This is a genomic window from Chitinophaga sedimenti, from assembly GCF_023156195.1.
GTDB classification, from domain to species: domain Bacteria; phylum Bacteroidota; class Bacteroidia; order Chitinophagales; family Chitinophagaceae; genus Chitinophaga; species Chitinophaga sedimenti.
In genome coordinates this window covers 4,164,953-4,191,653 of record NZ_JAKUKA010000001.1, presented here as the reverse complement: position 1 = coordinate 4,191,653, position 26,701 = coordinate 4,164,953, and the positions used below count along the sequence as shown (strand labels likewise).

Here is a 26,701-nt window from a genome sequence, read left to right as displayed (position 1 = left end):
GGCTTGTGTGCTTGGATTATATAGATACGGACAAACGCGTGGAAGTGCAGTTATTGGCAGTGTCAAAAGAAAATTTAGGTAGCGATAAAAAATATGACGGTATAGCCGGATGTCTGATTGCATTCGCCTGTGATCATGCGTTGATGTGTTATGGAGAAGAAGCCTGTATTTCCCTGGTCCCTAAATCGATATTACGCCATCACTACATGGACCGTTACGGCATGAAAGAAGCAGGGCCGCGGCTTTATCTGGATGGGCAACATTTACGTCATTTCATTCTAATTTACAAATAATGAGTAAGAGACAACCAAGAGAAGAGCGGTTGAAAGATTTGGCGGAGGCCTATATTTTTCCTGTTGAACTCCCGGAGGAAGAGCGGCAGGAGGCTGATGAACAATTGCGGCTGGCTCGCGCCAAGTCTCAGGCGGAAATGACTCCTGAAGACCGTTTGTCATTGCGGGTATTGCGTCTTAGGTTGACAATTGAAGCAAGCCTCAAAGAGCGCGTATACCGCAAAGAATGTGGTTTCGGATCATACCTGAAAGAATACATCAACCTCCGGACAAAAAACGAAAGGTCTTCGCCGATGAAATCAGTATCGATGAAACCCTCCTGAGCCAGTTAATCAACGAACGCCGCGATCCGCCAGACTATATCTTCTTCCGGCTCGAAATCCACTCCAACAATGTTATTCCAGCTCAAAACTGGTATAAACTCGTGGAAAGGCGCCGCGAGCACGAAATTACCACCAGCAAGGCCCGTCGCAAGGCTGAAAAACCGTTTGTACGCCGGAAACTCCAGGCCGACAGCTAAAGCAAAACGCCCGGCATCTCTGCCAGGCGCTTTTATAAACACTTTTGACCAATCATTAACATTTTTTACCTCAAGCGGTCGAGTGACTTGATCAATTTCTCATCTTTGTAAATACCTCGTGCCGCCAATACCAACAGGATGAGCATGAGCACGGGCAGAAAAGCTGCCGGGAGATACGACGAAGATATAATCTGCTGACCTCTTGCAACGATCTGGTTAGCGGTATCCTGCACCTTAAAATACTGCAGCACAATAGCCGCAGCTGTCAGGAAAACGTTTAATACGGTAAGCCTGAACTGCAGTTTACGGTTCTTATAGAGAAATATGCAAAGCAGCGCAAGCGCTACGATAACCATATATACAATAAAAACCAGGTAGCTGGACTGCGCGTTAAAATAGGTTACAAAACTCGCGGTACCCGCATTCACGGTTGCTTTCCAAAGATTGTAAAACCAGGTGGCTGCGCCCGCCGCGGCGGCCAGCAAAAGATAAAGGCTTTGTATGCGTTGTATCATTATCTCCAATTAGTTAATAATGTAAAAGTAAATAAATATTACGAACCTGCACGAACGTTCTACGGGCAGTAGTGCCAGACTTCGTATATTGCACGCCCAATTAGGAATCTATGGCAAGAAAATTAAACAAGCAGGATGCACTGGATTACCATGCTAATGGTAAACCAGGGAAGATAGAAGTCATTCCTACGAAGAACACCAAAACACAATGGGACTTGTCGCTCGCTTATTCTCCCGGCGTAGCGGAACCCTGTAAGGAGATTCATGCAGATGTGGAGAATGTTTATAAATACACCGCCAAGGGCAACCTGGTAGCGGTAATCAGCAATGGTACAGCGGTGCTTGGCCTGGGTGATATCGGCCCCGAGGCCAGCAAGCCGGTGATGGAAGGCAAGGGCGTACTGTTCAAAATTTTTGCGGACATTGATGTGTTTGATATCGAGCTGAACAGCCGCAACGTAGATGAATTTGTTCAGGTAGTGAAAGCGCTGGAGCCTACTTTCGGCGGCATCAACCTCGAAGATATCAAAAGCCCGGAGTGCTTCGCTATTGAAGAGCGCCTGCGCAAAGAGCTGAAAATACCCATCATGCATGATGACCAGCATGGTACGGCCATCATTTCCTCGGCTGCCCTGCTGAACGCACTGGAACTCGTTAAAAAGAAAATAGAAAAAACAAAGTTCGTGATCAACGGCGCCGGCGCAGCGGCCATGGCCTGCGTAAAACTCTACGTAGCCGTTGGTGCGAAGCCGGAAAACTTCATCATGTTCGATAAGGACGGGGTATTAAACAAGGCCCGCACCGACCTGGATGCGATGAAGCAGGTATTTGCCACTTCTTCCAAAGTAACCACCCTTACCGAAGCACTGAAGGGCGCCGACGTGTTCGTAGGCCTCTCTGTAGGCAACGTGGTAACTGCAGATATGGTGAAATCAATGGCCAAACACCCGATCGTATTCGCCATGGCGAACCCCGATCCGGAAATTCCCTACGATGTGGCTATCGGCGCCCGTCCTGATGTGATTATGGCTACCGGCCGTTCGGATTACCCTAACCAGGTAAACAACGTACTGGGGTTCCCCTATATCTTCCGTGGAGCACTGGACGTACGTGCCACCCAGATCAACGAAGAAATGAAGCTCGCCGCCGTGCGCGCCCTGGCCGAACTGGCCAAATCGGCGGTGCCCGATATCGTTAACATGGCATATAACGAGAAAAACCTCGTTTTCGGCCCGAATTATATTATCCCCAAACCGCTGGACCCACGCCTGTTAAGCACTGTAGCGCCTGCGGTGGCAAAGGCCGCCATGGACAGCGGTGTGGCTACTGCGCCTATCACCGACTGGGAGGCTTACAAAGATGTGCTGAACAAACGTTTGGGCCTGGACAACCAGCTGTTCCGCGTAATTGGCACAAAAGCCCGTAAAGACCCGCGCCGCGTAGTGTTTGCGGAAGCCGACAACCTGAAAATCCTCAAGGCCGCACAGGTAGTGAACGACGAAGGCATCGCCTTCCCGATCCTGCTGGGTAACGAAAAACGCATCCGCAGCCTGGCCGAAGAGAATGGCATCGATATCGAAGACATCCAGATCATTGATCCGAAGAGCGATGAAATGCAGGACAAACGCCACTACTTTGGTGAGCTGTTCTTCAAAAAACGCCAGCGTAAAGGCTTTAACCTGTATGAAGCCAAAAAGATCATGCGCGAGCGTAACTACTTCGGCTGTATGATGGTGGAAACAGGAGAAGCGGATGCGCTGATTTCCGGCCTGACCCGGAAATACCCCGATACGATCCGTCCCGCCCTGCAGGTAATCGGTATGGAAGAGGGCGTGAAGCGTGTGGCTGGTATGTATATCATCAACACGAAGCGCGGTCCGCTGTTCCTCGCCGACACCACGGTAAACTTTAATCCCACGGCGGAAGAACTGGCGGAAATCACCCTTATGGTAGCTAAAGAAGTGCGCCAGTTTAACATCACACCAAGAATTGCAATGGTATCTTACTCCAACTTCGGTTCCAGTCAAACGCCGGAAGCCCAGCTGGTAAGCAAAGCGCGCGAACTGGTGAAAAAGGCGGAGCCGGAACTGTGTGTGGATGGTGAAATCCAGGCGGCGATGGCCTTCAATAAAGAGATACTGAAAGATAACTATCCTTTCTCCGAACTCATCGAAGGCGATACCAATACCCTCATCTTCCCGAACCTGACCGCTGGTAACGTGGCCTACAATCTGTTGCAGGAAGTAGCCGGTTTCGATGCGATCGGTCCCGTGTTGCTGGGCATGATGAAGCCGGTACACATCCTGCAATTGGGAAGTACCGTTCGCCAGATTGTGAACGTGGTGCTGATCGCTGTGGTGGATGCGCAGACTAAATGCTGCCAGAATGAGCCGCAGGACGTAAAGGTCAAAAAGAAGAAGTAGGGCGCTGAAATGAAGGGGCGACTACAAGACAACGAAACACTTGCAAAAGCAGCATAAACGAAGGCCGGGACATTTGCTCCCGGCTTTTTCGTAATTTCAGGTCATGCAAGACATCACCCGGAAAAAGATATTCTTTCCGCTTAACCCGGCTTTCAGGAACTACCTGCGGCTGTATGAACGGGAAATAAAACTTCCAGTATCCTACGAAGAGTTGCGGTATTACGAATATGGGTTCCCGTTATACGACAAACAGGGCAAGGACACCTTGTGGGAAACCGTGGTGTACCCGCAAAACATGGTGGCGCAGTTGCATGCGGGGCTTAAGCGGGTATACTCCATCTTTAAAGCAGGAGGCGACCAGGCGGCGGAAGAGCATTTGCACATCGAGCGGATTGATTATTGCACCTTCGGTAACTCGCATCCCTTCCGGGTAAAGGTGGTCAATAATTATAACGAGGTATATGACTATTTCTATGTTAAGATAGCCGATGCCTCGCGGTTGTATGGCCTGGAGCTGGAACATATTCTCAGTCCCTACTGGATGAACTTCCTGGTAGATGGTAACACGCTCATCGAAGAACATATTGCCGGCGTACCCGGCGACCAGTTTATTACCGACTATCTCGACCGGCCGGAATTTAACCCGAAACGTATTGCAAAAGAATTCGTGAAATTTAATGAGCGGTGTTTCGTGCGGCTACTGGGCGATATGCGCTCCTATAATTTCGTGTTTGATATTACCCCCGATTTCGATGATGTGCAGTTCCGCATCCGCGCCATCGACTTTGACCAGCAGTTTTACGAGGGAAAGAAAACCCTGTATATGCCGCAGTTCTTCAAAGACAACCGGGTGTTTGTTGAGCTGGCCATGCAACACCTGAATGCGGAAACCGTAAAACAATACCAGCAGGAGGAACGTTCACTGATTGCCCGCCGCATTAAGGTACAGCGCCACCGCATCAAAGACCTTCGGGATGTGATCATGTCTGACCGTGTATCCTTCCCCGAAAAGATTCAACAGTTGGGGGAAGAACTGGCCCTGCATTACGAAGACCCGGTGTTTGCAAAATGCCGCACTATGGGGGAAATTATCGAGCGGAGTTTGAAACGGCTGCTGGTGAAGAGTTTGCGGTAGGGCTTGGCCCAATACTTGCGCCATCTCCCTCAGCGGGAACATTTTTCCCATTAATACTGACCGGGGTAACCCGATTTTCCTATCTTTGAACAGTTATGGAGTTTAAGTTTTTCTACCATTTTGGTAAGTACGTGCTGATGTTGAAAGGCATGTTCACGAAGCCCGAAAACATGCGGATGTATTGGAAGGAGTTCATGCAACAGTGTAACGACATTGGCGTAGGGTCTACCGGCATAGTTTTTATCATCTCCCTTTTCATGGGGGCGTAACCACGCTCCAAACGGCTTATCAGCTGGTAAGTCCCATCATTCCCAAAGCGACCATTGCACAGGTAGTACGGGATACCATCATACTTGAATTTGCCCCTACGCTTACCTGCGTAATCCTGGCCGGGGTGGTTGGCTCTAAAATAGCCTCCGAGCTCGGTAACATGCGCGTATCCGAACAGATAGACGCACAGGAGATCATGGGCATCAACACAAAGGTTACCTGCTGGCGCCCAAAATAGTGGCAGCCCTCATCACCATCCCCTGTCTCGTAATGCTCGCCGGGTTCCTCGGCATCTGGGGCGGTAAGGCGGCTGGCGTAATGGCGGGTATCATCTCCAACGAAGAATATACACAGGGCCTCCGCCAGAGTTTAAAGCCTATAACGTCTTTTTTGCCCTCGCTAAAGCATTCACCTTCGCCTTTATCATATCCAGTGTGCCGGCCTATTATGGCTACAATGTACAGGGTGGCGCCCTGAAATAGGCAAGGCGGGCACCACGGCCGTTGTGGTTAGCTGTGTGCTCATTCTTATTGCCGACTATGCCCTCACGGCTTTACTCCTCTAAAAATACCGACGAGCATGATAGAACTGGTCAATGTAAAAAAAGGTTTTGGCGATAAAGAGATCCTGAAGGATGTATCCGTTACGATGGAAGCCGGTAAGATGAACCTCATCATCGGCGCCAGCGGAAGCGGCAAAACCGTGATGATGAAGTGTATGGTAGGCCTCATGGAGGTCGATAGCGGCGAAATCCGTTATGGCGGGAAAAACTTTTCGGCCATGGATAACAACCAGCGTAAGGAGATCCGTAAAGAAATAGGAATGCTGTTCCGGGCTCAGCCCTGTTTGATTCCATGACCGTAGAGGAAAATATTATGTTTCCTTTGGACATGTTCACGCGCGACAGCTCCAAAGAAAAGAAGAGGCGTGTGCAGGAAGTGCTGGAGCGTGTAGCCCTGAAAGACGCCGGCCGCAAATATCCGGCGGAAATCAGCGGTGGTATGAAAAAAGGGTGGGCATTGCCCGGGCCATCGTGCTTAACCCGAAGTACCTGTTTTGCGACGAACCCAACTCCGGCCTGGATCCGCAAACCTCCCTGGTAATCGACCAACTCATTGAAGATATTACTGTAGAATACAATATTACCACCGTAATCAACACCCACGACATGAATACCGTAATGGAAAGCGGCGATCATATCGTGTATATGTTCGAGGGTAAAAAACAGTGGGAGGGAAATAACGAAGAAATCATATTCAGCAAAGACAAGCGCCTGAACGACTTTATTTTCGCCTCCGAATTCCTCCGCGATGCCAAGGAAATGAGGCAGTTGGACACTTTTAAGGACAAAAACTGGCGCGATCGTCTCCAGCAGCGTCCGGACGGAAGCGTACCCGGCGAAGAGGGGAAACCCTAAATTTCCCCATTTCTTATCTCCTTTTCCTTATTTTTGTCCGGCTGTTTTCAATAGTTCAAATAAATTAATCAATAAACCAAGCGCGATGAGTGTTTTAGTTAATAAGCATAGCAAAGTAATTGTGCAGGGATTTACCGGAACTGAAGGTACCTTCCATGCTACACAGATGATTGAGTACGGTACACAGGTAGTAGGTGGCGTAACGCCCGGTAAAGGTGGTTCCAAACACCGAGCGCCCGGTATTTAACACCGTGGCCGATGCGGTTAAAGCTACCGCGGCTGATGTATCCATCATTTTTGTACCTCCCGCTTTTGCTGCAGATGCTATTATGGAAGCCGCCGACGCCGGAATTGCGCTGGTAGTATGTATTACAGAAGGTATCCCCGTTCAGGACATGGTGAAAGCCAAAAACTACCTGCAGGGCAAAAATACCCGCCTCATCGGGCCTAACTGCCCCGGTGTAATCACCGCGGAAGAAGCTAAAGTAGGTATCATGCCTGGCTTCATCTTCAAAAAGGACGCATCGGTATCGTATCCAAATCCGGTACCCTCACATATGAAGCCGCTGACCAGGTTGTTAAAGCCGGTCTCGGTATTTCTACTGCTATCGGTATCGGTGGCGACCCGATCATCGGTACCCCCACCAAAGAAGCGGTGGAACTGCTGATGAACGATCCCGAAACCGACGCGATTATCATGATCGGCGAAATCGGCGGTAGCATGGAAGCAGATGCAGCACATTGGATCAAAGAAAACGGTACTAAACCCGTGGTTGGCTTCATCGCCGGCCAAACAGCGCCTCCCGGCCGCCGCATGGGTCACGCCGGCGCCATCATCGGTGGTGCGGACGATACCGCAGCAGCGAAAATGAAAATCATGGCTGAATGTGGCGTACACGTTGTGGCCAGCCCGGCAGACCTCGGCAAGAAAATGGCCGAAGTACTGAAAGGTGTTCCTGCCTGATAAATTCAGCTCTTTTAATATGGTGAGAGAGGTGCTTTATGCGCCTCTCTTTTTTTTATGTGGTTACCGGCAATAACCCTTTCCTCAGCCGCCGCCGTTCTTTTCTGCATCTTGTTATGCAATTTGCCCGTTTTCGTCATCATACACCCAATAGGAAAATCATTACATTACTATAAAAACCTGATTATGCTTCATCGCCCGGCCATTGTACTTACCTGCCTGCTTTTTACCCTGCGGCTGGCCGCACAGCAGTTTAATTACGACGCCCACTGGGCCGAGGTTAACAAGTACTATGAAAAATCACAGCCTAAATCGGCCTTAAAGGAACTGGACATCATCTACGCCCGTGCGCTGAAAGACGACAGCGAAGTAAACTGGTTAAAGGCCATGTTGCTGCAAATACGCATGCAGTCAAACATCGACCGGGAAAACTTTGATAACTATCTTACCCTTATCAATAAAAATCTCCCTAAAGCAAAACCAGCTGCCAGGGCCATTTTATACAGCATGAAAGGCGAGGTGCTCTGGCAATTCCTGCAGCGTAACAGTTATAAGATTCAAAACCGCACCCGGATCGATATAGACACAGCCCGCGATATGAACAGCTGGGGTGCCGACCGGCTGCATAGCGAAATCAGCAAGGCATACCACGCCTCCCTGGCCGATGTGAAGATGCTGCAACAACGCGACATCAAACGGTACGACGATATTCTTTATAATGAAGAGAATACCCGGAGCATGCAGCCCACCCTGTATGATCTGCTTAGTTCCCGTGCACTGGCCTACTACAGCTCCGGTGGATCATCGGCGTACAATGCCCGTTCCCGGTTCTATATTAGCGATAAAGCAGGCTACGCCCCCGTGGCCACTTTTATTAAATCCAGGTTCGCTAATCCCGATACGCTTTCCACGCTCAGCTACGAAGCGCTGCAACTGCACCAGCAGGTGCTTGCTTTTAAGCTGGCCACCGGCAATAAACAGGCAATACTGCATGCCGACCTTGCCCGCATCAGTTTTGTGCGGGCCAACGATGCCATTCCGCAAGAAGGAAATACCAGCGCGTACCAGCAGGCATTGGAACGGATGTTGAAGGAATATGATGGCTTACCAGAACAGGGTGAGGTATATTACCTGCTGGCCCAATACATTTATGGCACCGTGGATGACGGCAACCGGGAGGTTAAACTGGAAGCGGTGATCGCTTACTGCAAAAGGCGATCGCCCGTTACCCGGGTACAAGCGGGGCGGTGAACAGCGAACGGTTACTGTTAAGTATTACGAATCCTACGTTATCGTTTCGAACCGGCCAGGTGAACCTACCGGGTAAACCTTTTCTGGCGTATGTTCAATACAGGAATATAAATACCGTGCACTTCCGCATTATCCGTTTAACAGCGGGACTGAAAAAGCGATGGCGGCCGCCCGGAATTATAGCTATAAAGATAATTGGAAGTTACTGCGGGAACAGCCGTCCGTCCGGTCCTGGGCGCAGCCGGTGCCCGATCCGCTTGATTACAACAGTCACTCGGCGGAAGTGAAAATAGATGCGCTGCCGGTGGGACAGTACATCATCCTGGCGGCTAACACTATTTCTTTTGAACTTGACTCCAGCAGCCTGGCTTCCCACGAAACAAGCATTTCTTCGCTCGCTTATTTTCATAACGGCAACCAGGTATTTGTCGTGGATCGTGAAAGCGGAAAGCCCGTTTCCAAGGCGAAAGTATTGTGCACCACAAGCGCAAAAACATTATATACCGACACGATGGGAATGGCGATAATACCTGTTCCACTCGGTTGGCACGAGTCACTGGTAATCAGCAAGGATGACGACACATTGAGAAGCGCGGCCTTCTATCCGCGACTACCCACATCGACACCAAATAATATACAAGTCAAAACATGGTTCTTCACCGATAGAAGCATTTATCGTCCTGGTCAAACAGTGTATTTCAAAGGCATTGTTACAGAACATAACGCGGCGAAGGCAGGTAAAGATAAATTGAAAGCGAGTTATACAAGCCGCATCGCACTATTGAATGCCAATGGCGATGAAGTAGATTCCATCAAGGTAAAAACGAATGAGTACGGGTCTTATGCGGGCAGCCTTAAAATACCAACAGGACTCCTGAACGGTGAGTTTCAAATCGAAGATGAAGAGGAAGGGCGTGTTCATTCAATAAAAGTGGAAGAGTATAAACGCCCTAAGTTTTCCATTGCGTTTGATACGATCAGGGTTCATTACCGCGCCGGAGATACTATCCACCTTAAAGGTACGGCTACGGCCTTGAGTGGCGCCGTGGTCGACGGTGCGCAGGTGGAATATAAGGTGACGCTTCCGCGAACGTATAACTACTATGGGCGTGGCATCGCGCCTGGTGCGCAACAGGAGGAACTGGTGGCGAAAGGAGAAACGTTTACGGACAGCGCCGGTAATTTTTACCTGCATTTTCCTACCGATACGGGCAGTTACCAGGGTAGCAGGGAAATGGCGACCTACGTGGTAAATGCGGGTGTTACCGACCGTAACGGCGAAACCAGGGAAGAACAACAATATGTGAGCGTGGCACGCAAAGGTGTTGCGGCGCAAATATCGGTAATGGAAGATGCCGCAAAAGATACCGTGCGGTTGTGGACAGGTACGCAGAACCTGGCCGGGTATCGCATTGCCGTACCGGTTACCGTGCGCATCACCCGCCTGCAGCCGCCCGCAACCATAAAACGGGATCGTCTCTGGCAGGTGCCCGACCAGTTTGTGATGTCACAGGAGGAGTTTGAAAAGTACTTCCCCTACGATCATTATAAAGCAGCGCTGACAGAAGATAACTGGCCCCGTGCGGAGCAGGTATGGTCTAAAAGTTATGACAGTATTGGCAGTCTGATAAAAGTAAATGTGAAGGACTGGAAAGATGGTGTATACTTGTTTGAACTGGCCGGCGTGGATGCGCGTGGAGATACTGTATACCAGAAAACAACAAAGCTGCTGGAAGATGAAAGTAAGCCATCTATAACGGTACCAGCTTACTTATGGAGTTCGCAGAACAATACGGCAGGTAAGCCCGGTGAAAAAGTCAGCATGGCTATCGGCACATCCGCCCAACATGTAAATGTGCTGGAACTGGTGACGCGGCGGAATAAACAGACCATTAACTGGATGCATCTTTCGCAGGAGAAGAAACGTACAGCATTCACGCTGACCAACGAGGACCGTGATGGGCTGGAAGTGGATTATGTTTTTGTAAAAGATAACCGCCTGTATAGTACCCGGCGCAATATCTCCGTACAGTGGGATAATACAGTCCTGGGGCTCCGGTTCGCCACCTTCCGTAGTAAACTGGAGCCGGGTGAAAAGCAAACCTGGACAATCAATATCCGCGATGAAAAGCAACAAAAGGTGGCGGCTGAAATGTTGGCGGCCATGTACGATGCCTCGCTCGATCAGCTGTATCTGCATTACTGGACCACACCGTCTTTTGTGAGTGTGCCCTACCGGCAATATAGTCGATGGTCCAACGACGGGTTCGGGGCCGGTTACAGCCAGGGTTGGAACCTGCGGCCGAATAGCCAGCAGCTTACGAAGCCTTTTTATGATGCGCAGTTGAACTGGTTCGGATGGAATTACCTTGGCAGGGCCGATGGTCGGATTAACAACAAAGGGTATGGTTTGCCTACATCCACGCTGCAGGATAGTCTTAACGAAGTGGTGGTAGTCGGATATGGCGCACAGCAAAAAGGAGTGTAACCGGGGCGGCAACCAGCGTTGTGATAAGAGAGCAACGGGATTTGCCCAGTGACGATTTCTCAGCTGCAATGCTGGCTCCTGCACCGCCGCCGTCTCCGGCATCGTCCACCCCAACACCAACTCCCCTCGTCCGCAAAAATCTTAACGAAACAGCCTTCTTCCTTCCGCAATTACGCACCGATGCAAAGGGCAGCATTACCTTTAGTTTTACCACACCGGAAGCGCTCACCAAATGGCGATTCATGGCCCTGGCACATAACAAAGACATGCAGGTGGGATACACAGAAACGAACGTTGTTACCCAAAAAACACTTATGGTGCAACCTAACGCGCCACGCTTCCTCCGCGAAGGTGATAAGATCGAATTAACCGTGAAAGTGAGCAGTCTGGCCGATACGCTACTCATTGGCAATGCCCGGCTTGAACTGCTGAATGCCACTACCATGCAGCCGGTAGACGGATGGTTCCAGAACATCTTTCCGGTGCAGCATTTCACGGTAAAGGCAAAGCAAAGTGCCGCGGTGAGTTTCCCGCTGCAAATACCGTTTGGATATAACGATGCGCTGGTGTACCGTGTAATTGCCGAAGCGGGTAATTACAGCGATGGTGAAGAAAATGCGCTGCCTGTACTCAGCAACCGCATACTCGTTACCGAAACAATGCCACTGCCGGTTCAGGGAAGTCAACCTGTCACCTTCAAAATGGAAAAGCTCCTGCAAAGCGATACGATCGAAGGTTTACAACAGCATGCGTTAACCGTGGAGTTTACCGCGAACCCGGTATGGGATGCGATTAAATCATTGCCTTACCTGATGGAGTACCCGTACGAGTGTGCGGAACAGAGCTTCAACCGCCTTTATGCCAATGCTATCGGAACACATGTGATGAACAGTACGCCACGTATTAAAACGGTATTCGAAAAATGGCAGGCCGATACGACGGGAATGTCCGGCAAGCTGGAATTGAACGAAGATCTCCGCTCAGCCTTATTACAGGAAACACCCTGGGTGCTGGAGGCGAAAAATGAACAGGAACAACGCCGTCGGCTGGCATTGTTATTCGATCTCTCACTGATGGAGCGCTCGATGAATTCGATAAAAGGTAAACTAAGGTCACTGCAAAACAGCGATGGTTCCTTCTCCTGGTTTAAAGGGATGCCCGGCAGTTACTACATCACACAATACATTGCTTCCGGGTTCGGACACCTGCGGCAACTGGGCATTACAGGAGTGGAGAATGATGAAGAGATTAAAGTGATGATGCACGATGCATTGAACTATCTCGATCAGCAAATCCTGGAACAGTACCAGCGCGACATTAAAAATAAAAGCTCCGCATATTACGGGATGGTATATCATTTATACATGCGCAGTTTCTATAAAGACTGGGTAATACCCGCCGCCAGCAAACCTGCCTACGCGTATTACCTGAAACAGTTGAAAACAAACTGGAGCAATTATAACACCTACAGCAAAGGGTTGGCCGCACTCGCGTTGTATCGCGACGGCGACACGAAAACAGCGAAGGAGATATTAATCGCTGTAAAAGAACATGCCGTAGCAACACCCGGTGAAGGTGCGTATTGGAAAGAGGGCGGGGGTTACTACTGGTATCAGGCGCCGGTGGAAACGCAGTCATTAATGATAGAAGCGTTTAATGAGGTCACGAAAGACAGTGCATTTGTGACCGCGCTTAAAACATGGTTGCTTAAAAATAAGCAGACCAATAGCTGGAGCACCACCAAGGCCACTTCAGAAGCCTGTTATGCATTGCTGATCGGTAACAACTGGCTGAGTGAAGAACAGCAGGTGCGGATAACACTTGGCAAACAGTTGATCGATTCCCGCAACGGGCAGCGTGAAGCTGGTACCGGTTATTTCCGCAAACGTTTCGAAGGCAAGGAAGTAACAGCCGATATGGGCGCCGTAACCCTGCAACTGGAAAACAGTAACGGTCAGCCTGCATGGGGCGGCCTGTACTGGCAGTACTTCCGAGGATATGGACAAAATTACTGCTTCGTCCACCCCGCTTACCCTGGAAAAGGAACTGTACATACAGCGCACCGATAAAAAGGGTCGGTGCTCACAAAAATCACTGGCGGCAATACCTTAAAGGTGGGCGATAAAGTAACGGTGCGTATCATCATGAAAGTGCACAGGGAAATGGAATACCTGCATCTCAAAGACCTGCGCGCCGCCTGCTTTGAGCCGGTAAACGTGTTAAGCGGCTACCGCTGGCGCGATGGGGCGGGGTATTACGAAAGCACGAAAGATGCGTCGACCAACTTCTTCTTCTCCGATATACGGCCGGGCACTTATGTGTTCGAGTACCCGGTGTTGTAACACATACGGGTACTTATTCCAATGGCATCAGTACGGTGCAGAGCATGTATGCGCCGGAGTTTAGTGCGCATAGTGAGGGCCTTACCGTAAGGGTAACCGAATAAACACATCAACATAAAAGAAAGTGGGTATGTAGTCATGCATACCCGCTTTTCTTTTTGGTAGAATTTCTCACCTTTGCCGGATGCAGACCGATTTTATCATTGTAGGACAAGGCATTGCAGGCACCATGCTCAGCTGGTTCCTGATGCAGGAAGGAAAAAGCGTCCACGTATTTGACGTGGAAAAGCCTAACAGCTCCTCGCGTGTAGCGGCGGGCATTATCAATCCCGTTTCGGGCCGCAAGTTTGAGCTGGCCTGGATGTACGATACTTTTTATCCTTTTGCCGTGGAAACCTACCGCAAAATGGAAAAGGAACTGGGCATCAGCTGCTTTTCCGAACGCGACATACTGCACGTATGGCCGTCGGAGCAAATGCGCGACGCCTTTGCCAAAAGACAAAATACTGCCCCGCAGAACGCTTACTTTAAGCCTGCGCCGGCCGAAGCTACTGCCGATCTGTTTCACCAGCCCCTCGGTACCGCCAGGGTGCAGGGCGCCACGGTGAACCTGCGTACCCTGCTGCCCGCCTGGCGCAACCGCCTGAAGGAAATGGGCTGCCTGCACGAAGAGCAGGTAGATGTAATGCAGCTGGCGATGGACGGTGATTGCCTGAAATATGGCGATATCACTGCCGATTACGTGATCTTCTGCGAAGGCGCCGATATTACCGGTAACTATTATCTGAACGAAATTCCATTCCTGCCTAATAAAGGCGAGGCGCTGCTGATTAAAGCGCCCGGACTTGATAACCAGCATATTATAAAGAAAAGCATTACCCTTGTGCCACAGGGCGACGACCTGTACTGGGCTGGTTCCAACTTCGACTGGGATTTTGAAGACGCCACGCCGGGCGATGATCAGCGTGCAGCCCTGGAGGCCTCGGTGGCAGAGCTGTTAAAGATACCCTACACCGTAGAGGGGCATATAGCGGCCATCCGTCCGAGTACGAAGAACCGCCGTCCGGCAGTGGGCCTGCACCCTACAGTAACGCAGCTGGGGGTGCTGAATGGCCTGGGCACGAAAGGTTGCTCCCTGGCGCCTTACCTGGCCTGGATGTTCGCGCAAAACCTGGTGAAAGGCCAGCCGATGCTGCCCGAAACCGATATTAAACGGTATTTTAACGCGCCCTGATAGAAATTAAGGGGACCAAACCGTATATTTGACGCCCTGACGGTTTCGCCGCCAGGCTCAATATTAAAAGGAACAATCAAAGTATATGTATAGATCGCACACTTGCGGAGAATTGCGCATGGAGCATGTTGGTCAGCAGGTTACGCTGGCCGGCTGGATTCAGACGGTAAGAAAATTTGGCAGCATCACCTTCGTTGACCTGCGCGACCGCTACGGCATCACACAACTGTTGCTGGGCGAAACCCTGAGCGCCCAGCTCGATGAGCAGCCCCTGGGCCGCGAGTTCGTGATCCAGTGAAAGGAACTGTGACCGAACGCACCGCTAAAAATAAAAATATCCCCACCGGTGAAATCGAAATCACCGCTACAGAATATACTATACTCAACGGCGCCAAAACGCCCCCTTTCACCATCCAGGACGATACCGATGGTGGCGACGAGCTGCGGATGAAATTCCGCTACCTCGATCTGCGCCGCAACGCCGTAAAGCAAAACATCGAACTGCGCTACCGCGTGAACCGCGCTGCCCGCAACTACCTCGATGGCAAAGGCTTTATGGACATCGAAACGCCGTTCCTGATCAAATCTACCCCGGAAGGCGCGCGCGACTTCGTGGTGCCCAGCCGTATGAACGACAACCAGTTCTACGCCCTGCCGCAAAGCCCGCAAACGTTTAAGCAGTTGCTGATGGTGAGCGGTTACGACCGTTACTACCAGGTGGTAAAATGCTTCCGTGACGAGGATTTGCGTGCGGACAGGCAGCGAGTTCACGCAGATCGACTGTGAAATGAGCTTCGTGGAGCAGGAAGACATCCTCAATACGTTTGAGGGCATGACCAAATACATCTTCAAAGAAATTAAGGGAATCGAGTTCAGCGAAGCGTTTCCGCGCATGACCTGGGACGATGCCATGAAATATTACGGCAACGATAAACCGGATATCCGTTTCGAAATGAAACTGGTAGACTTTACCGAAGCCGCTAAGGGCAACGGTTTTAAAGTGTTCGACGATGCAGAGCTGGTAGTGGCCATTGCCGCAAAAGGTTGCGCCGAATACACCCGTAAACAGCTGGACGAACTCACCGACTGGGTAAAACGCCCGCAGATCGGCATGAGTGGCCTCATCTACATCCGTTACGGCGCCGACGGCAGCCTGAAAAGCTCTGTAGATAAATTTTTCGACGAGTCCAAACTGAAAGGTTTCGTGGAACTGGCGAAAGCCGAACCCGGTGACCTGATCCTGGTGCTGGCCGGTAAAGAAGAACGTACCCGCAAAGCCATGAGCGAACTGCGTCTCGAAATGGGCGAGCGCCTGGGCCTGCGTGACAAAAATGTGTACGCTCCGCTGTGGGTGATCGACTTCCCGCTGTTCGAGTACGCGGAGGAAGAAAACCGCTGGGTAGCCCGTCACCACCCGTTCACTTCCCTAAACCGGAGCAGATCGAGTGGATGAACGACCTGAGCAAATACGCGGACATTAAAGCCAATGCTTACGATATCGTGCTGAATGGCACCGAGATCGGCGGTGGTTCTATCCGTATTTACCAGCGCGATCTGCAGGAAAAAATGTTCGCCGCACTGGGTATGAGCCCCGAAGAAGCCAACCACAAATTCGGTTTCCTGCTCGGCGCATTTGAGTACGGTGCACCTCCTCACGGCGGCATCGCCTTTGGTTTCGACCGGCTTTGCTCCCTGCTCGGCGGTTCAGAAAGTATCCGCGACTTCATCGCCTTCCCGAAAAACAACTCCGGCCGCGATGTAATGCTCGATGCCCCCAGCGAAATCGACCAGGCCCAACTGGACGAACTCAAGCTGGTATTGAAAAAATAGACTTTGGTAGTAAGTACATATTGGAAGCGGATCACCGGCAGGTGGTCCGCTTTTCTTTTTTGGCAACCAGCCGTAAAACCCTTCCCAGCCGCCGTTGCGTCGCTCCCTTCAACGCCTTTACGCCCTTCAGCCCCGCTGTAATGACCCCATAAGCATCCCTGCTGCATCCTTCGTTTATAGTTCGTTTATACTTCGTTGTGCCTAGGTTGAAGCTAGGTTCCTGAACCTAACCCGAACCTATCTTGAACCTAGGATGAACCTAGGATGAACCTAGTATGTCTGAACGATCGCGCAACGGTGCTACCGCCTGTCACGTCCTAAACCAGGTTTACACCCCTGTTAAATAATCCGGGTAAAGGTTTACACGTAGAAGGACCTGACAGCTTACGGAGGATTACTCGCCAGGCTCGTCCCTTGCGGACAGACTTATCCCATGGTAATCCAATTTATCCAGTCTCCTTTACCACTTTTTTGACCAGTCTCAACCGTAATCATTTTTTTAAATGTGGAAATCTTCCCTGTTTTTAACATACTGCCCTAACCGGCTGTAACCCATCCGTTTATGTCCGGCCGAACAGCGGCAAAATGTTAAATCATTACATTTTCATGTCATATATATCCGTTTTTTCTGCAATTTGTCTTAATATTGCCCCCGGTACAACCTATAATTTGTCAACTTTGATGCGTCTTCGAAAACATATCAGAAGGAATTTACTCATCGGCGGGCTTTGTGTCAGCTCCCTGTTTGCGCATGCGCAAGCGAGGACCGGCAAGGCTTACATTAAAGAGTACTCCCCGGTAGCCGTTTCCCTGATGCAGGAAACCGGTATCCCGGCCAGTGTGATTATGGGCGTAGCGATGCTGGAGTCCGGTATGGGCACCAGCCGCAATGCAAAAATGCTGAAGAACCACTTCGGCATTGTGGGCAAGAATAACCTGGCCAAACGACATGCGACCTACAGGTCCAAATACAAGGAGTACAAATCCGTCGCCGATTCTTACGAACACTTTACAAGAGTGATCGCTAAAAAGAAATGGTTCGCCCAGCTGAAAGGCACGACCGATACCGCCGCCTGGCTCAAAAAAATGTCGCACTCCGGTTACTCCAGCGCGGGCGATATATGGATAACCAGGGTATCGGGGATGATTAAACGTTATAAATTGTATGAACTCGATGACGATTTAAAACTGGCAAAAGAATAGTTTTGTACGCGGAAACAATATCCAAAGAACCAGACCCGTTTTTGGATATGTCCACTACCTAAGAACTTATTTTGCATATGTCATCAACAGGAAATAAAAATCCCTACCCGCTCATCATTGTAGCTGCCACTCTGGGATGCCCGGTTATTATCTCGCTCGCTGGCAAAAGCTTTTCGTTTGGCGGGTACGAATTTCGTAAACTGGACATCCTGTCCGAGCTGAAGCACCAACCCATTGATTCTTCCCTGCCGGAAGAAGATGATCCTGCTGCATTACCCGTTGTAAAGAAGCCCGGCGATACTACCCAGGCCACTACCACGATCACTCCCCGCAATTATCTCACCTACGACGGCATCGTGGATTACGGCATTACCAAACCCGCCGACTCCGCCGCTGGTATCGAATACTTCATGACCGCCCTGCGCGACCTCAAAGCCGGCAAACGCAAAAAGGTACGCATCGCTTACTTCGGCGACTCTATGATCGAGGGCGACCTCATTACCCAGGACCTGCGCGAAAAGTTGCAGGAATACTTTGGCGGTAGCGGTGTAGGTTTTGTGCCGGCAACTTCGGTCGTAGCATCTTTCAGAACGAGTATCACACATACTTTTTCCCGGAACTGGACAGATTACAGTTATAAAAATGAACCACCAGCCAACGTTGTGCTGGGCTTATCCGGGCATACGTTTTTTCCCGCCGGCTCCAGCTGGATAAAATATTCGCCCGTAAAACGTCCGCACCTGGACCGTTTCGACGAGGTGAGCATCCTTTACGGCAAAGCGGCCGGTAACGTCCAGGTAAACAACCGGAGCGTATCGCTCACCGGCGGGGAAGTGCTAAACGCCATTACCCTTTATGCCGATACCGCCCGCCCGGACGTTACGCTTACCTTCAATGGCGACGAATCGCTGCCCGTATACGGCGCTGCGTTCGAAAGCGACGGTGGTGTATATGTAGATAACTTCTCTTTCCGCGGCATCAGCGGCATCGAACTGGCCAAACTCTCCCGCGATATGTGGGAGGATGTACAACGGGTACGTCCGTACGACCTGGTCGTACTGCACTATGGCGCCAACGTACTTTGGAAGCCCGAACTGACCGACTACGACTGGTTCGAGAAGCCTATGAGCAAAGTAGCGGACTCCCTTCGCAGCCGCCTGCCTCACACCTCGATCCTTATAATCGGCTGCGCGGATAAGTCGTACCGTAAAGACGGCGAGTATGTCACCGCGCCCGGTGTAAAGGCGCTTTTAAAAACACAACAGAAAATCGCCAGCAGATACGGTTTCGCCTACTGGAACCTCTTTCATGCGATGGGAGGCGAAGGCGCTATGAAAAAATGGGTAGAGTCCGACACCGCGCTGGCGAACAAAGATTATACGCACTTTAACTTCCGCGGCGCCTCCAAAGTGGCAGGGCTGCTGTATAAAGCTATTATGGATGAATATGAGCAGGAAGCGCATCATTAAAATGGCGGCCTGCCTGATGCTGGTTTTTGGAGCAGTAACGGTAACGGCGCAACGCAAAACAACAAAGAAAACACCGGTTAAGTCAAAGGCGAAAACCACTACCAAAGCGAAAGCCCCGGCAAAAACAGCCGTTGCGCCGAAGGTGGCGCCGGAGATCAACCGGTTGTTGAACGATAGTAGTCTGCGCCCGTTTTTTGAGAAGGTGAACGAGGTAGATGAAGTATCCGTATTGCACCTCGGCGATTCGCACCTGCAGGCCGGCTTCTTTCCCGGTGTGGTAGCAGAACGGTTGCAGGAGCAGTTTGGGAATGCCGGTCGCGGTTTTGTATTCCCCTACAACGTGGCGGGCACTAACGGGCCGGATGATCCGCGGTGGACGAGCAGTTCGCGATGGCAGGCGGCCAGGGTCGTGGAAAAACGAGTATGTATACTGGTCCGGGTGGGATTGTACTTTACACGCAGCAGCCTTCGCCCGACTTATCGCTGACCATGCGGGGGGCAACTTCGATAGTGCGGAGGTATTATATGAAGGCGGCAGCCTGGGCGATGCACCCGTAAAGCAATTACCCAGCGGCCTGTCCCTGGCCACTCTCAGTTTCCAGGACGGCTCCAGTAACCTGAACCTGCGTTGGTCGGGTGTACAGGGCACGCGGTTTTATGGTGCGGTATTACACAATGGTCATAAAGGACTACTGTATCATACCGTCGGTGTAAACGGCGCTACCTTTTCCAACTACAATAATATGGACCTGAGCCTGCAGGTGCAGGCCCGCTGGCTGCACCCGGACCTGGTGATCCTGTCGCTCGGCACCAACGAGGCATTCGGGTATATCTCCGCCGCGCAGTTCCGTGCAGAAATAGATAATGCCGTTACCACGCTGCGCAACAGTTGTCCCGAGGGAACCGTATTCCTGCTCACCACGCCGCCCAGCGGTATGGGCAAAGCGGTACGTACGCCCTACCGCAAAAAGTGAACGGTAAGTACAAAACCTACTACCGCAGCCGGTTTCATACCAACCCGCACGTGAATGTGCTGCGCAACGAAATTCTCGACTATTGTAAAGATAATGGCCTGGCCTGCTGGGACTTTTACGGTGTGATGATTGGTGACGACCGCTTCCGCAGCGGCTGGAGCAACGATCATCTGCACTTTAACGCCAACGGGTACCGCCTGCAGGGCACATTATTATCGGAAGCCATCATCAAAGCATGTAAAAAGTACCATAACCTGTAATTCGCCATGTTCACACTGGACAATCTCCTGAAGCAAGTGTTGTATAACCCGGAGGAGCCGGCACTTTTCAACAGCGCCTTCTTCATCTTCTTTTTCGCGGCGTTCCTCGTCTGTTACCAGGCGGTGAGCAACAGCATCCGCGGACGCGTGTGGGTATTTACGTTATTCTCCCTGTACTTCTTTTACAAGGCCTGTGGCTGGTATGTAGGACTGGTGATCGTAGCTGCGGTGGTCGACTTCTTCCTCTCGAATGCCATTCATCGGAGCGAAAAACAGCGAACGCGGAAAAGCCTGCTCATCTTCAGTATTATTATTAACCTGGGGCTGTTGTTCCTGTTCAAATACACGGATTTCTTCATCGGGGTATATAACGAGGTGGCACAGGGGCACGTGCCGTTGCTGAAACTGATACTGCCGATCGGTATTTCCTTTTACACTTTTGAAAACTTAAGCTATACCATCGATGTGTACCGGAAGGAAATTACGCCGGTCACCAACTTCCTGGATTACGTGTTTTTCCTTTCTTTTCTTTCCCAAGTTGATGATGGGCCCTATCGTACGGGCTGCCGACTTTATCCCGCAGATTTACAAACCTTACCATGTGGATGCGGAAGATTTGGGTAAAGGAATGTACCTGATACTGGCCGGCCTGTTTAAAAAGGTGGTATTGTCAGATCTCATCAACAGCAATTTTGTAAGATATATATTTGATGATCCCAGCCGATACACGGGCGTTGAGTGCCTGTTGGCGGTATATGGCTATGCGTTGGTGATTTACTGCGACTTTTCCGGCTATTCAGATATGGCGATCGGCATTGCCCGCTGGACCGGCTTCAAGATCCCGCAAAACTTTGACACTCCTTATAAGAGCGCCAGCATTACAGAATTCTGGCGCCGCTGGCATATTTCGCTGTCGTCCTGGCTGCGCGATTACCTGTACATTCCACTGGGCGGCAACCGTAAAGGCAAGGCCCGCCAGTACCTGAACCAGTTTCTGACGATGCTGATCGGTGGTTTCTGGCATGGCGCCAACTGGACGTTCATGGTATGGGGCGGTTTGCACGGCATTATGTTGGGGCTGGATAAAACACGCGTCAATTTTATGAAGGCGCGGGGCTGGGACAAATGGACAGGTGCAAAACGCCGGGCGTTAAAGATTGCCGGTGTCTTGTTCACTTTCCACTTCGTATGTTTCTGCTGGATATTTTTCCATGCGCCCAACTTTGATGTGGCGGCAACACTGTTGCACCAAATAGCTTATGACTTCCGTCCCGATTTGTTCGTGCAATTACTGAAGAACTACCCCATGGTATTTTCCCTGATGGCATTGGGATTTGTGCTTCATTTTATGCCGAATTTCACCTGGGAGAAGATGGAAATGCGGCTGGCAAGACTGCCTTTATGGGGTAGCATAGCGGTAATGGTCCTGTTCATCTGGGTGCTTTCCCAGGTGAAATCGAGCGAGGTCATGCTCCCGATTTATCTTCAGTTTTAGGATGATTTTTCATAAAGAATTTCATGGTTGGTCGGAAATGACCAACCATGGCTGTTTTATAGGAATTAAATTAAAATTAAAGACATAGATATTTTTCTTTATGTATATGCATAATCTTAACAATAAGTGACTAAATTTGCGGCTCTTAATCTTATTGAAAGAAAACAATATGCGCACTGTTACACTGAGAAGAGTAGTGATTACCGGCCTGGGAGCGATAACGCCGCTTGGTAACGACGTTAATACATTCTGGAACAATCTGAAAGCCGGAAAAAGTGGTGCAGGACCTATCACCAGGTTTGATACTACAGACTTCAAAACAAAATTCGCCTGTGAGCTGAAAGGCTTGAACATAGATGATTTTATTGAGAAGAAAGAGGCCCGCAAAATGGACCTGTTCACTCAATATGCGATGGTAGTGGCTGAAGAAGCCATTAAAAGCGCCAATGTAGAACTGGAAAAAATCGACCGTACCAAATTTGGTGTGATCTGGGCTTCCGGTAACGGTGGTATGCAAACGTTCGAAGACCAGATCATCGAGTTTGCACAGGCTAACTTTGTACCGAAGTTCAATCCCTTCTTCATTCCCAGGCTGATTTCCGACATCGCTGCCGGTCAGATCGCGATGAAATATGGCCTGATGGGTATTAACTATTGTACCATTTCTGCCTGTGCATCTTCTAATAGTGCGCTTGTAGATGCGTTTAACTATGTTCGCCTCGGTAAAGCGAACATGATTATAGCAGGTGGTTCCGAAGCACCTGTAACCCGTGCGGGGATTGCAGGCTTCAATGCCCTCAAGGCCCTCTCTACCCGCAACGACGATCCTACCAGCGCTGCCCGTCCCTTTGACGTAGACCGCGACGGTTTCGTAATGGGCGAAGGCGCTGGTGCGCTGATTCTTGAAGATTACGACCACGCCATTGCCCGTGGTGCAACAATATACGGCGAAATGGTAGGCGGCGCCATGACCGCTGATGCTTACCACCTGACCGCTACACACCCTGAAGGCCTTGGGGCAAGACTGGGTATGCAGCAGGCACTGGAAGATGCAGAGCTGACACTGGCAGACGTTGACTACATCAACGCGCATGCTACCTCCACCCCGCTGGGCGACCTGAGCGAGCTGAAAGCGATCAACACCCTGTTTGGCGAACACGTTTCCAAACTGAATGTGAGCGCTACCAAATCCATGACCGGTCACCTGCTGGGCGCAGCCGGTGCGATCGAAGCCATTGCTTGTGTAAAAGCAATTGCGGACAGCATCGTACCGCCGACCATCAACACCACTAACGTGGACCCTAACGTTCCGCAGGGCATTAACCTGACCATTGGACAGGCGCAGCCTAAAGAGGTCAATGTAGCCATGAGCAATACCTTTGGTTTCGGCGGACACAATGCCATCGCGGTGTTCAAGAAGTTTGTAAAGTAAATTGTACTTAAATTGATAGCAAAACCGGGCGCTGATAGCGCCCGGTTTTCTGTTTTCGGCCAGAAGATATTAGTCTATTTTAAATATTATATCGAAAAATATAACAGCCCTTATACCGCGGACAACCATAAGTTGCCTATTTTTGTTAAACTATTACTATAAGCCCCTTTCTGTTAACTCATATCTTTTGAATCTCCACCATTTATTCGCATCATTTATTGCTTAATGCAATTTGTATTATGAGTCCAAAAAACGTAAGCATTATGCTACGGGTGGTATTGTTGGCAGTATTGTGTTCGCACGGGTTTTCCTGCGAAAAGACCGATGAGGAGTTAGCGCCGGTGGTGGCGGTTGATACATCCGAAACAATGGTCCGGTGTGAACCGGAGCGTTTTGGGATGGGCAATGGTAGCGGTACAGAGAAAATCGCCAATGGTTATCCATATATTTTTCGCAAAACATATAATGCGGCAGGGGAACCGTATGTGTTGCAAAGCAATACAGCCGCCAATTACGGCCGTCACTTCGATTTAAAAGTACTGCACAGCGGCGATAAGCTGTTCCTGGAACGTTCTTCGGACGGGCACCGGATGTTGTCGGCCACGATTGACAATAAAGGGCGGGTAACGCAAAGTTTGTTCAGGACCACACCGGACGGGCAGCCGGGCTTCTCCCTGCTGGTCAATTATGTATATGACGCCAACGGCCGCCTCGTGAAATTCACCTGGGGAAACGACCTGAGCGGAACATTTAAAGTCAGCTACGATCAGTACGGCAACGTACTTTCCATTGCCGACCGCGATTCTACCGGTTTACGGTTGATCTACACCTATGATTATACCCGTTCTGCTGTTAAAGGCGTAGTATACGACCAGGGAACGCGGCGACGCCATGATCACCTTCGATCTGCTGGAATCACTGGGGTATCTGCACCTTTCACCCAATCATCTGCGCCGCTCGGCCGAGTCATGGTCCGGCAATTACCGGGTGGAACGGAAAGATTACTCCAACCATGTAGTCAATAACATCGGCTACGTAACCAGCTACCAGGCCGTAAGTAACAGCGGCGCCAGTCACACTTACTACACAGACTGGAAGTGTAAGCCTTAGCTGCATTTTCCCAACATTTTCCTATTTTTGACTCCGCCGTCAGCGGGTGAGGACGCGCTGTGATTACAGGTAAGCCGGGAATGCCTGTATATTAATGTTCCAGGAAAGACCATCTAAATCGACCTGCCGTTGCCGGCAAACGTTTTACAATGAGAAATAGCGCATCCGAAGAAGAACTGGTGAAACTTTTTGCCGCGGGAAGCGAAGAGGCCTTCGCGGAATTATATAACCGTTACCATGCCGGTGTATACACTTATTTGCTGCGTTTCGTAAAACTGCCCGACCTGGCCGAAGACCTTGTGCAGGATGTATTTGTAAAACTCTGGGAACTGCGCGGCCGCATTCACGTGAGCAGTTCTTTTGCTTCCTACCTCTACCGCGCCAGCCGCAATCATGCCATCAATCGTTTAAAACAAATTGCCAGCGATCGTGCACAGCGCGAACGGATATTGGAACATCTGGGTCACGACCTGCCCGATGCCACTGTCAGCGGGCAAAAGCTGCAGCAGTACGAGCGCCTGGTAAAACACGCGATCGATCAGTTGCCGCCGCAGCGGAAGAAAGTGTTTGTGCTGTGCCGCGAAGAAGGCAAAACCTATGCGGAAGCAGCGGAGATCCCGGGCCTGTCGCGCAATACCGTTAAAGAACACATGGTGCATGCGATGCGGTTTCTCAAAGTATACCTCTTCGAAAATGGCGATATTGTACTCTTCGCAGTGTTGCTGGCAGGGAAAATTTAAATTTTTTTAAGACCGACCCACCTTACCCCTTTACTTTTTGTCTTATTCCTGTAGCGTGTAAAATGCGCCGCCAATTATGCAGCAGGATGCCCAGTATTACAGGCAATTATTGCAAAGGTACACCGACGGTACCTGCACGCCCGAAGAGGCTTCGGAACTTTTCAGCTACCTGGAAAGCGACGAGCTGACGCGCGACCTGGCAGCGCACAGCCGCGATGTGTTTAACCAGTCTATGGCCGCTGCCGGAAATGTTAGCCACCAGGCGAGCGTGCGTATGCAGGAACGGATTATGGAGCGGATACGCCCGGTACGTAAACCGGTATTACTGCGCAGGTCATGGTTCCGTTATGCCGCCGCCGCTTTTTTACTGCTCGCCGCAGCAGGCGCTTATCGCTGGATGACACCCAAGCCCGCTGCGCCGCAGCAGGCTATCGTATTGGACGATGTAGCACCCGGCAGCGACAAAGCCGTACTCACCCTGGGCGACGGCACCCGCGTGGAATTGGATAGCGCTGCTATCCGCAACATTGGTGCGGGCATCAACCAACAAAAGGGACATCTCAAATATGATGTAGCTGCTGAGCGCACTGAACCGGTAATGAATACGCTGACCACCCCCAAGGCCGGTCAGTACCAGCTTACACTGCCCGATGGCAGCCGCGTGTGGCTGAATGCCGCATCTTCTATTACATTTCCCACGGCTTATAACGGTAAAGAACGCCTCGTCACCCTGAGCGGCGAAGCCTATTTTGAAATAGCCCCGGGCACCCGGCCATTTAAAGTAAAAGCGAATGGCATGGAGGTACAGGTGTTAGGCACCAGTTTTAACGTGATGGCGTACCCGGACGAACAGGCCGGCGCAGCCACGTTGTTGGAGGGTGCGGTGAAAGTAGTGGCCGCCAGCGCACAAAATGTGCTGAAGCCCGGTTACCAGGCGCTCGTGCATTATGAAAAGGGGACGCAAACGGTGCAGGCGGTAGACCTGGATAAAGTCATTGCCTGGAAAACAGGTTTCTTCGAATTCGATAATGTAGAACTGCCCGTGCTCATGCGACAGATTGCACGATGGTACGATGTAGAGATAGTTTATAAAGGAAGCAACCAGACCGAGAGCTTCGGTGGCCGCATCAGCCGGCACGTTCCGCTGTCGGATATATTGCGCGCCCTGCATGTAAACGGCGTGGAGTGCCGTATCGAAGGGCGAAAAGTGATCGTTTTATAACACAACCAAAGAAATAAAAGTCAATATGTAGATCTATGTTCTGAGGGGACGCCCGGACACAAAAACAGGGAGTGCTGGTAACACTCCCTGCCTAAAAGTTCGGGATACCCATGA

General features: G+C 50.7%; 32 protein-coding genes and 2 pseudogenes. 32 read left to right on the top strand and 2 right to left on the bottom strand.

All coding sequences use genetic code 11. The features are described 5' to 3' along the window. Window positions 1–38 precede the first annotated feature (38 nt). Both MKQ70_RS23860 and MKQ70_RS23855 read left to right on the top strand, forming a co-directional pair. Window positions 39–293: a hypothetical protein gene (locus MKQ70_RS23860; RefSeq protein WP_248074787.1), complete on the top strand. Its 255-nt coding sequence runs from the start codon at window positions 39–41 to the stop codon at window positions 291–293. Beyond that, window positions 293–616 carry a hypothetical protein gene (locus MKQ70_RS23855; RefSeq protein ID WP_248074785.1) on the top strand — a complete coding sequence of 108 codons (324 nt, stop codon included), beginning with the start codon at window positions 293–295 and terminating at the stop codon, window positions 614–616. Before MKQ70_RS23860 ends, MKQ70_RS23855 begins: the two co-directional genes overlap by 1 nt. A gap of 5 nt (window positions 617–621) precedes the next feature. Here the strand turns inward: MKQ70_RS23855 and MKQ70_RS23850 are convergent, their stop codons facing one another. Both MKQ70_RS23850 and MKQ70_RS23845 read right to left on the bottom strand, forming a co-directional pair. Beyond that, complete coding sequence (locus MKQ70_RS23850; RefSeq protein WP_248074783.1) at window positions 622–855, bottom strand: hypothetical protein; 234 nt, start codon at window positions 853–855, stop codon at window positions 622–624. Window positions 856–878: 23 nt separating this feature from the next. Beyond that, window positions 879–1,328: a DUF4293 domain-containing protein gene (locus MKQ70_RS23845; RefSeq protein WP_248074781.1), complete on the bottom strand. Its 450-nt coding sequence runs from the start codon at window positions 1,326–1,328 to the stop codon at window positions 879–881. Window positions 1,329–1,438: 110 nt separating this feature from the next. Here MKQ70_RS23845 and MKQ70_RS23840 point away from each other — a divergent pair, with 110 nt between their 5' ends. The 30 genes and pseudogenes from MKQ70_RS23840 (at window position 1,439) to MKQ70_RS23715 (ending at window position 26,587) form a co-directional block, all read left to right on the top strand. After that, entirely contained in the window at window positions 1,439–3,751 is a 2,313-nt protein-coding gene (locus tag MKQ70_RS23840) for an NADP-dependent malic enzyme (RefSeq protein ID WP_248074780.1), read from the top strand. Window positions 3,752–3,854: 103 nt separating this feature from the next. Next, on the top strand, window positions 3,855–4,886 hold the full coding sequence (locus tag MKQ70_RS23835; RefSeq protein ID WP_248074778.1) for a hypothetical protein: 1,032 nt from the start codon (window positions 3,855–3,857) through the stop codon (window positions 4,884–4,886). A 95-nt stretch (window positions 4,887–4,981) separates the two neighbouring features. Continuing rightward, the gene (locus tag MKQ70_RS23830; RefSeq protein ID WP_244842438.1) at window positions 4,982–5,155 is read left to right on the top strand and encodes an ABC transporter permease family protein; all 174 of its coding nucleotides are present in this window, start codon (window positions 4,982–4,984) and stop codon (window positions 5,153–5,155) included. A gap of 23 nt (window positions 5,156–5,178) precedes the next feature. Further along, window positions 5,179–5,394, top strand: a complete 216-nt coding sequence (locus tag MKQ70_RS23825; protein WP_282457575.1) for an ABC transporter permease — start codon at window positions 5,179–5,181, stop codon at window positions 5,392–5,394. A 32-nt stretch (window positions 5,395–5,426) separates the two neighbouring features. Further along, a pseudogene (locus tag MKQ70_RS42615) lies at window positions 5,427–5,721 on the top strand (MlaE family ABC transporter permease). Window positions 5,722–5,735: 14 nt separating this feature from the next. After that, window positions 5,736–6,014, top strand: a complete 279-nt coding sequence (locus MKQ70_RS23815) for an ATP-binding cassette domain-containing protein (RefSeq protein ID WP_248074776.1) — start codon at window positions 5,736–5,738, stop codon at window positions 6,012–6,014. Between the two features lie 154 nt (window positions 6,015–6,168). Further along, the gene (locus MKQ70_RS23810; RefSeq protein ID WP_248074775.1) at window positions 6,169–6,573 is read left to right on the top strand and encodes an ATP-binding cassette domain-containing protein; all 405 of its coding nucleotides are present in this window, start codon (window positions 6,169–6,171) and stop codon (window positions 6,571–6,573) included. Between the two features lie 85 nt (window positions 6,574–6,658). After that, window positions 6,659–6,820 carry a hypothetical protein gene (locus MKQ70_RS43350; protein ID WP_282456684.1) on the top strand — a complete coding sequence of 54 codons (162 nt, stop codon included), beginning with the start codon at window positions 6,659–6,661 and terminating at the stop codon, window positions 6,818–6,820. Next, window positions 6,789–6,980, top strand: a pseudogene (locus MKQ70_RS43345) (succinate--CoA ligase subunit alpha); the annotation flags it as partial. The gene MKQ70_RS43350 and the pseudogene MKQ70_RS43345, both read left to right, overlap by 32 nt. Before the next feature lie 116 nt (window positions 6,981–7,096). Then, window positions 7,097–7,537 carry a hypothetical protein gene (locus MKQ70_RS43340; RefSeq protein WP_443657959.1) on the top strand — a complete coding sequence of 147 codons (441 nt, stop codon included), beginning with the start codon at window positions 7,097–7,099 and terminating at the stop codon, window positions 7,535–7,537. Between the two features lie 186 nt (window positions 7,538–7,723). Further along, window positions 7,724–8,788: a hypothetical protein gene (locus tag MKQ70_RS23800; RefSeq protein ID WP_248074773.1), complete on the top strand. Its 1,065-nt coding sequence runs from the start codon at window positions 7,724–7,726 to the stop codon at window positions 8,786–8,788. A gap of 160 nt (window positions 8,789–8,948) precedes the next feature. Further along, window positions 8,949–11,276 carry an MG2 domain-containing protein gene (locus MKQ70_RS23795; protein ID WP_248074771.1) on the top strand — a complete coding sequence of 776 codons (2,328 nt, stop codon included), beginning with the start codon at window positions 8,949–8,951 and terminating at the stop codon, window positions 11,274–11,276. A 20-nt stretch (window positions 11,277–11,296) separates the two neighbouring features. Further along, entirely contained in the window at window positions 11,297–13,345 is a 2,049-nt protein-coding gene (locus MKQ70_RS23790; RefSeq protein ID WP_248074770.1) for an alpha-2-macroglobulin family protein, read from the top strand. Window positions 13,346–13,354: 9 nt separating this feature from the next. Next, complete coding sequence (locus MKQ70_RS23785; RefSeq protein WP_248074768.1) at window positions 13,355–13,618, top strand: alpha-2-macroglobulin family protein; 264 nt, start codon at window positions 13,355–13,357, stop codon at window positions 13,616–13,618. 184 nt (window positions 13,619–13,802) lie between these two features. Beyond that, window positions 13,803–14,852 carry an NAD(P)/FAD-dependent oxidoreductase gene (locus tag MKQ70_RS23780; protein ID WP_248074766.1) on the top strand — a complete coding sequence of 350 codons (1,050 nt, stop codon included), beginning with the start codon at window positions 13,803–13,805 and terminating at the stop codon, window positions 14,850–14,852. A gap of 85 nt (window positions 14,853–14,937) precedes the next feature. After that, a complete protein-coding gene (locus MKQ70_RS43335; RefSeq protein ID WP_248074765.1) occupies window positions 14,938–15,150 on the top strand; it encodes an OB-fold nucleic acid binding domain-containing protein in 213 nt (70 codons plus the stop codon). Beyond that, window positions 15,147–15,638, top strand: coding sequence for an amino acid--tRNA ligase-related protein (locus MKQ70_RS43330; RefSeq protein ID WP_443657562.1), 492 nt, complete (start codon window positions 15,147–15,149; stop codon window positions 15,636–15,638). The genes MKQ70_RS43335 and MKQ70_RS43330 overlap by 4 nt, the downstream gene beginning before the upstream one ends. Beyond that, window positions 15,586–16,305: an amino acid--tRNA ligase-related protein gene (locus MKQ70_RS43325; RefSeq protein WP_443657560.1), complete on the top strand. Its 720-nt coding sequence runs from the start codon at window positions 15,586–15,588 to the stop codon at window positions 16,303–16,305. The genes MKQ70_RS43330 and MKQ70_RS43325 overlap by 53 nt, the downstream gene beginning before the upstream one ends. After that, window positions 16,302–16,682 (top strand): amino acid--tRNA ligase-related protein, encoded by a 381-nt coding sequence (locus MKQ70_RS43320; RefSeq protein WP_308199147.1) that lies wholly within the window; start codon window positions 16,302–16,304, stop codon window positions 16,680–16,682. Before MKQ70_RS43325 ends, MKQ70_RS43320 begins: the two co-directional genes overlap by 4 nt. A gap of 681 nt (window positions 16,683–17,363) precedes the next feature. Then, window positions 17,364–17,885 (top strand): glucosaminidase domain-containing protein, encoded by a 522-nt coding sequence (locus MKQ70_RS23765; protein WP_248074764.1) that lies wholly within the window; start codon window positions 17,364–17,366, stop codon window positions 17,883–17,885. A gap of 77 nt (window positions 17,886–17,962) precedes the next feature. After that, a complete protein-coding gene (locus tag MKQ70_RS23760; protein WP_248074763.1) occupies window positions 17,963–19,354 on the top strand; it encodes a GDSL-type esterase/lipase family protein in 1,392 nt (463 codons plus the stop codon). Then, window positions 19,332–19,841 carry a hypothetical protein gene (locus MKQ70_RS23755; RefSeq protein WP_248074762.1) on the top strand — a complete coding sequence of 170 codons (510 nt, stop codon included), beginning with the start codon at window positions 19,332–19,334 and terminating at the stop codon, window positions 19,839–19,841. The genes MKQ70_RS23760 and MKQ70_RS23755 overlap by 23 nt, the downstream gene beginning before the upstream one ends. Further along, window positions 19,834–20,328 (top strand): GDSL-type esterase/lipase family protein, encoded by a 495-nt coding sequence (locus tag MKQ70_RS23750; protein WP_248081588.1) that lies wholly within the window; start codon window positions 19,834–19,836, stop codon window positions 20,326–20,328. Before MKQ70_RS23755 ends, MKQ70_RS23750 begins: the two co-directional genes overlap by 8 nt. Further along, window positions 20,325–20,588: an SGNH/GDSL hydrolase family protein gene (locus tag MKQ70_RS23745; RefSeq protein ID WP_248074761.1), complete on the top strand. Its 264-nt coding sequence runs from the start codon at window positions 20,325–20,327 to the stop codon at window positions 20,586–20,588. Before MKQ70_RS23750 ends, MKQ70_RS23745 begins: the two co-directional genes overlap by 4 nt. A gap of 6 nt (window positions 20,589–20,594) precedes the next feature. Beyond that, complete coding sequence (locus MKQ70_RS23740) at window positions 20,595–21,212, top strand: MBOAT family O-acyltransferase (RefSeq protein ID WP_248074760.1); 618 nt, start codon at window positions 20,595–20,597, stop codon at window positions 21,210–21,212. After that, a complete protein-coding gene (locus tag MKQ70_RS23735) occupies window positions 21,130–22,083 on the top strand; it encodes an MBOAT family O-acyltransferase (protein ID WP_248074758.1) in 954 nt (317 codons plus the stop codon). The genes MKQ70_RS23740 and MKQ70_RS23735 overlap by 83 nt, the downstream gene beginning before the upstream one ends. Before the next feature lie 169 nt (window positions 22,084–22,252). Then, window positions 22,253–23,515: a beta-ketoacyl-ACP synthase II gene (gene fabF / locus MKQ70_RS23730; protein WP_248074756.1), complete on the top strand. Its 1,263-nt coding sequence runs from the start codon at window positions 22,253–22,255 to the stop codon at window positions 23,513–23,515. Between the two features lie 239 nt (window positions 23,516–23,754). Continuing rightward, window positions 23,755–24,540, top strand: coding sequence for a hypothetical protein (locus MKQ70_RS23725; RefSeq protein ID WP_248074755.1), 786 nt, complete (start codon window positions 23,755–23,757; stop codon window positions 24,538–24,540). 234 nt (window positions 24,541–24,774) lie between these two features. Next, window positions 24,775–25,365, top strand: coding sequence for an RNA polymerase sigma factor (locus tag MKQ70_RS23720; protein ID WP_248074754.1), 591 nt, complete (start codon window positions 24,775–24,777; stop codon window positions 25,363–25,365). Window positions 25,366–25,441: 76 nt separating this feature from the next. Next, complete coding sequence (locus MKQ70_RS23715) at window positions 25,442–26,587, top strand: FecR family protein (protein WP_248074753.1); 1,146 nt, start codon at window positions 25,442–25,444, stop codon at window positions 26,585–26,587. Window positions 26,588–26,701 lie beyond the last annotated feature (114 nt).

Coding starts and splice junctions, on each gene's coding strand:
- MKQ70_RS23855 (WP_248074785.1), top strand. CDS start 293: ATGAGTAAGAGACAACCAAGAGAAGAGCGGTTGAAAGATTTGGCGGAG.
- MKQ70_RS23845 (WP_248074781.1), bottom strand. CDS start 1,328: ATGATACAACGCATACAAAGCCTTTATCTTTTGCTGGCCGCCGCGGCG.
- MKQ70_RS23840 (WP_248074780.1), top strand. CDS start 1,439: ATGGCAAGAAAATTAAACAAGCAGGATGCACTGGATTACCATGCTAAT.
- MKQ70_RS23835 (WP_248074778.1), top strand. CDS start 3,855: ATGCAAGACATCACCCGGAAAAAGATATTCTTTCCGCTTAACCCGGCT.
- MKQ70_RS23830 (WP_244842438.1), top strand. CDS start 4,982: ATGGAGTTTAAGTTTTTCTACCATTTTGGTAAGTACGTGCTGATGTTG.
- MKQ70_RS23815 (WP_248074776.1), top strand. CDS start 5,736: ATGATAGAACTGGTCAATGTAAAAAAAGGTTTTGGCGATAAAGAGATC.
- MKQ70_RS43350 (WP_282456684.1), top strand. CDS start 6,659: ATGAGTGTTTTAGTTAATAAGCATAGCAAAGTAATTGTGCAGGGATTT.
- MKQ70_RS23800 (WP_248074773.1), top strand. CDS start 7,724: ATGCTTCATCGCCCGGCCATTGTACTTACCTGCCTGCTTTTTACCCTG.
- MKQ70_RS23795 (WP_248074771.1), top strand. CDS start 8,949: ATGGCGGCCGCCCGGAATTATAGCTATAAAGATAATTGGAAGTTACTG.
- MKQ70_RS23780 (WP_248074766.1), top strand. CDS start 13,803: ATGCAGACCGATTTTATCATTGTAGGACAAGGCATTGCAGGCACCATG.
- MKQ70_RS43335 (WP_248074765.1), top strand. CDS start 14,938: ATGTATAGATCGCACACTTGCGGAGAATTGCGCATGGAGCATGTTGGT.
- MKQ70_RS43320 (WP_308199147.1), top strand. CDS start 16,302: ATGAACGACCTGAGCAAATACGCGGACATTAAAGCCAATGCTTACGAT.
- MKQ70_RS23765 (WP_248074764.1), top strand. CDS start 17,364: ATGCGTCTTCGAAAACATATCAGAAGGAATTTACTCATCGGCGGGCTT.
- MKQ70_RS23760 (WP_248074763.1), top strand. CDS start 17,963: ATGTCATCAACAGGAAATAAAAATCCCTACCCGCTCATCATTGTAGCT.
- MKQ70_RS23755 (WP_248074762.1), top strand. CDS start 19,332: ATGAGCAGGAAGCGCATCATTAAAATGGCGGCCTGCCTGATGCTGGTT.
- MKQ70_RS23740 (WP_248074760.1), top strand. CDS start 20,595: ATGTTCACACTGGACAATCTCCTGAAGCAAGTGTTGTATAACCCGGAG.
- MKQ70_RS23735 (WP_248074758.1), top strand. CDS start 21,130: ATGATGGGCCCTATCGTACGGGCTGCCGACTTTATCCCGCAGATTTAC.
- fabF (WP_248074756.1), top strand. CDS start 22,253: ATGCGCACTGTTACACTGAGAAGAGTAGTGATTACCGGCCTGGGAGCG.
- MKQ70_RS23725 (WP_248074755.1), top strand. CDS start 23,755: ATGAGTCCAAAAAACGTAAGCATTATGCTACGGGTGGTATTGTTGGCA.
- MKQ70_RS23720 (WP_248074754.1), top strand. CDS start 24,775: ATGAGAAATAGCGCATCCGAAGAAGAACTGGTGAAACTTTTTGCCGCG.
- MKQ70_RS23715 (WP_248074753.1), top strand. CDS start 25,442: ATGCAGCAGGATGCCCAGTATTACAGGCAATTATTGCAAAGGTACACC.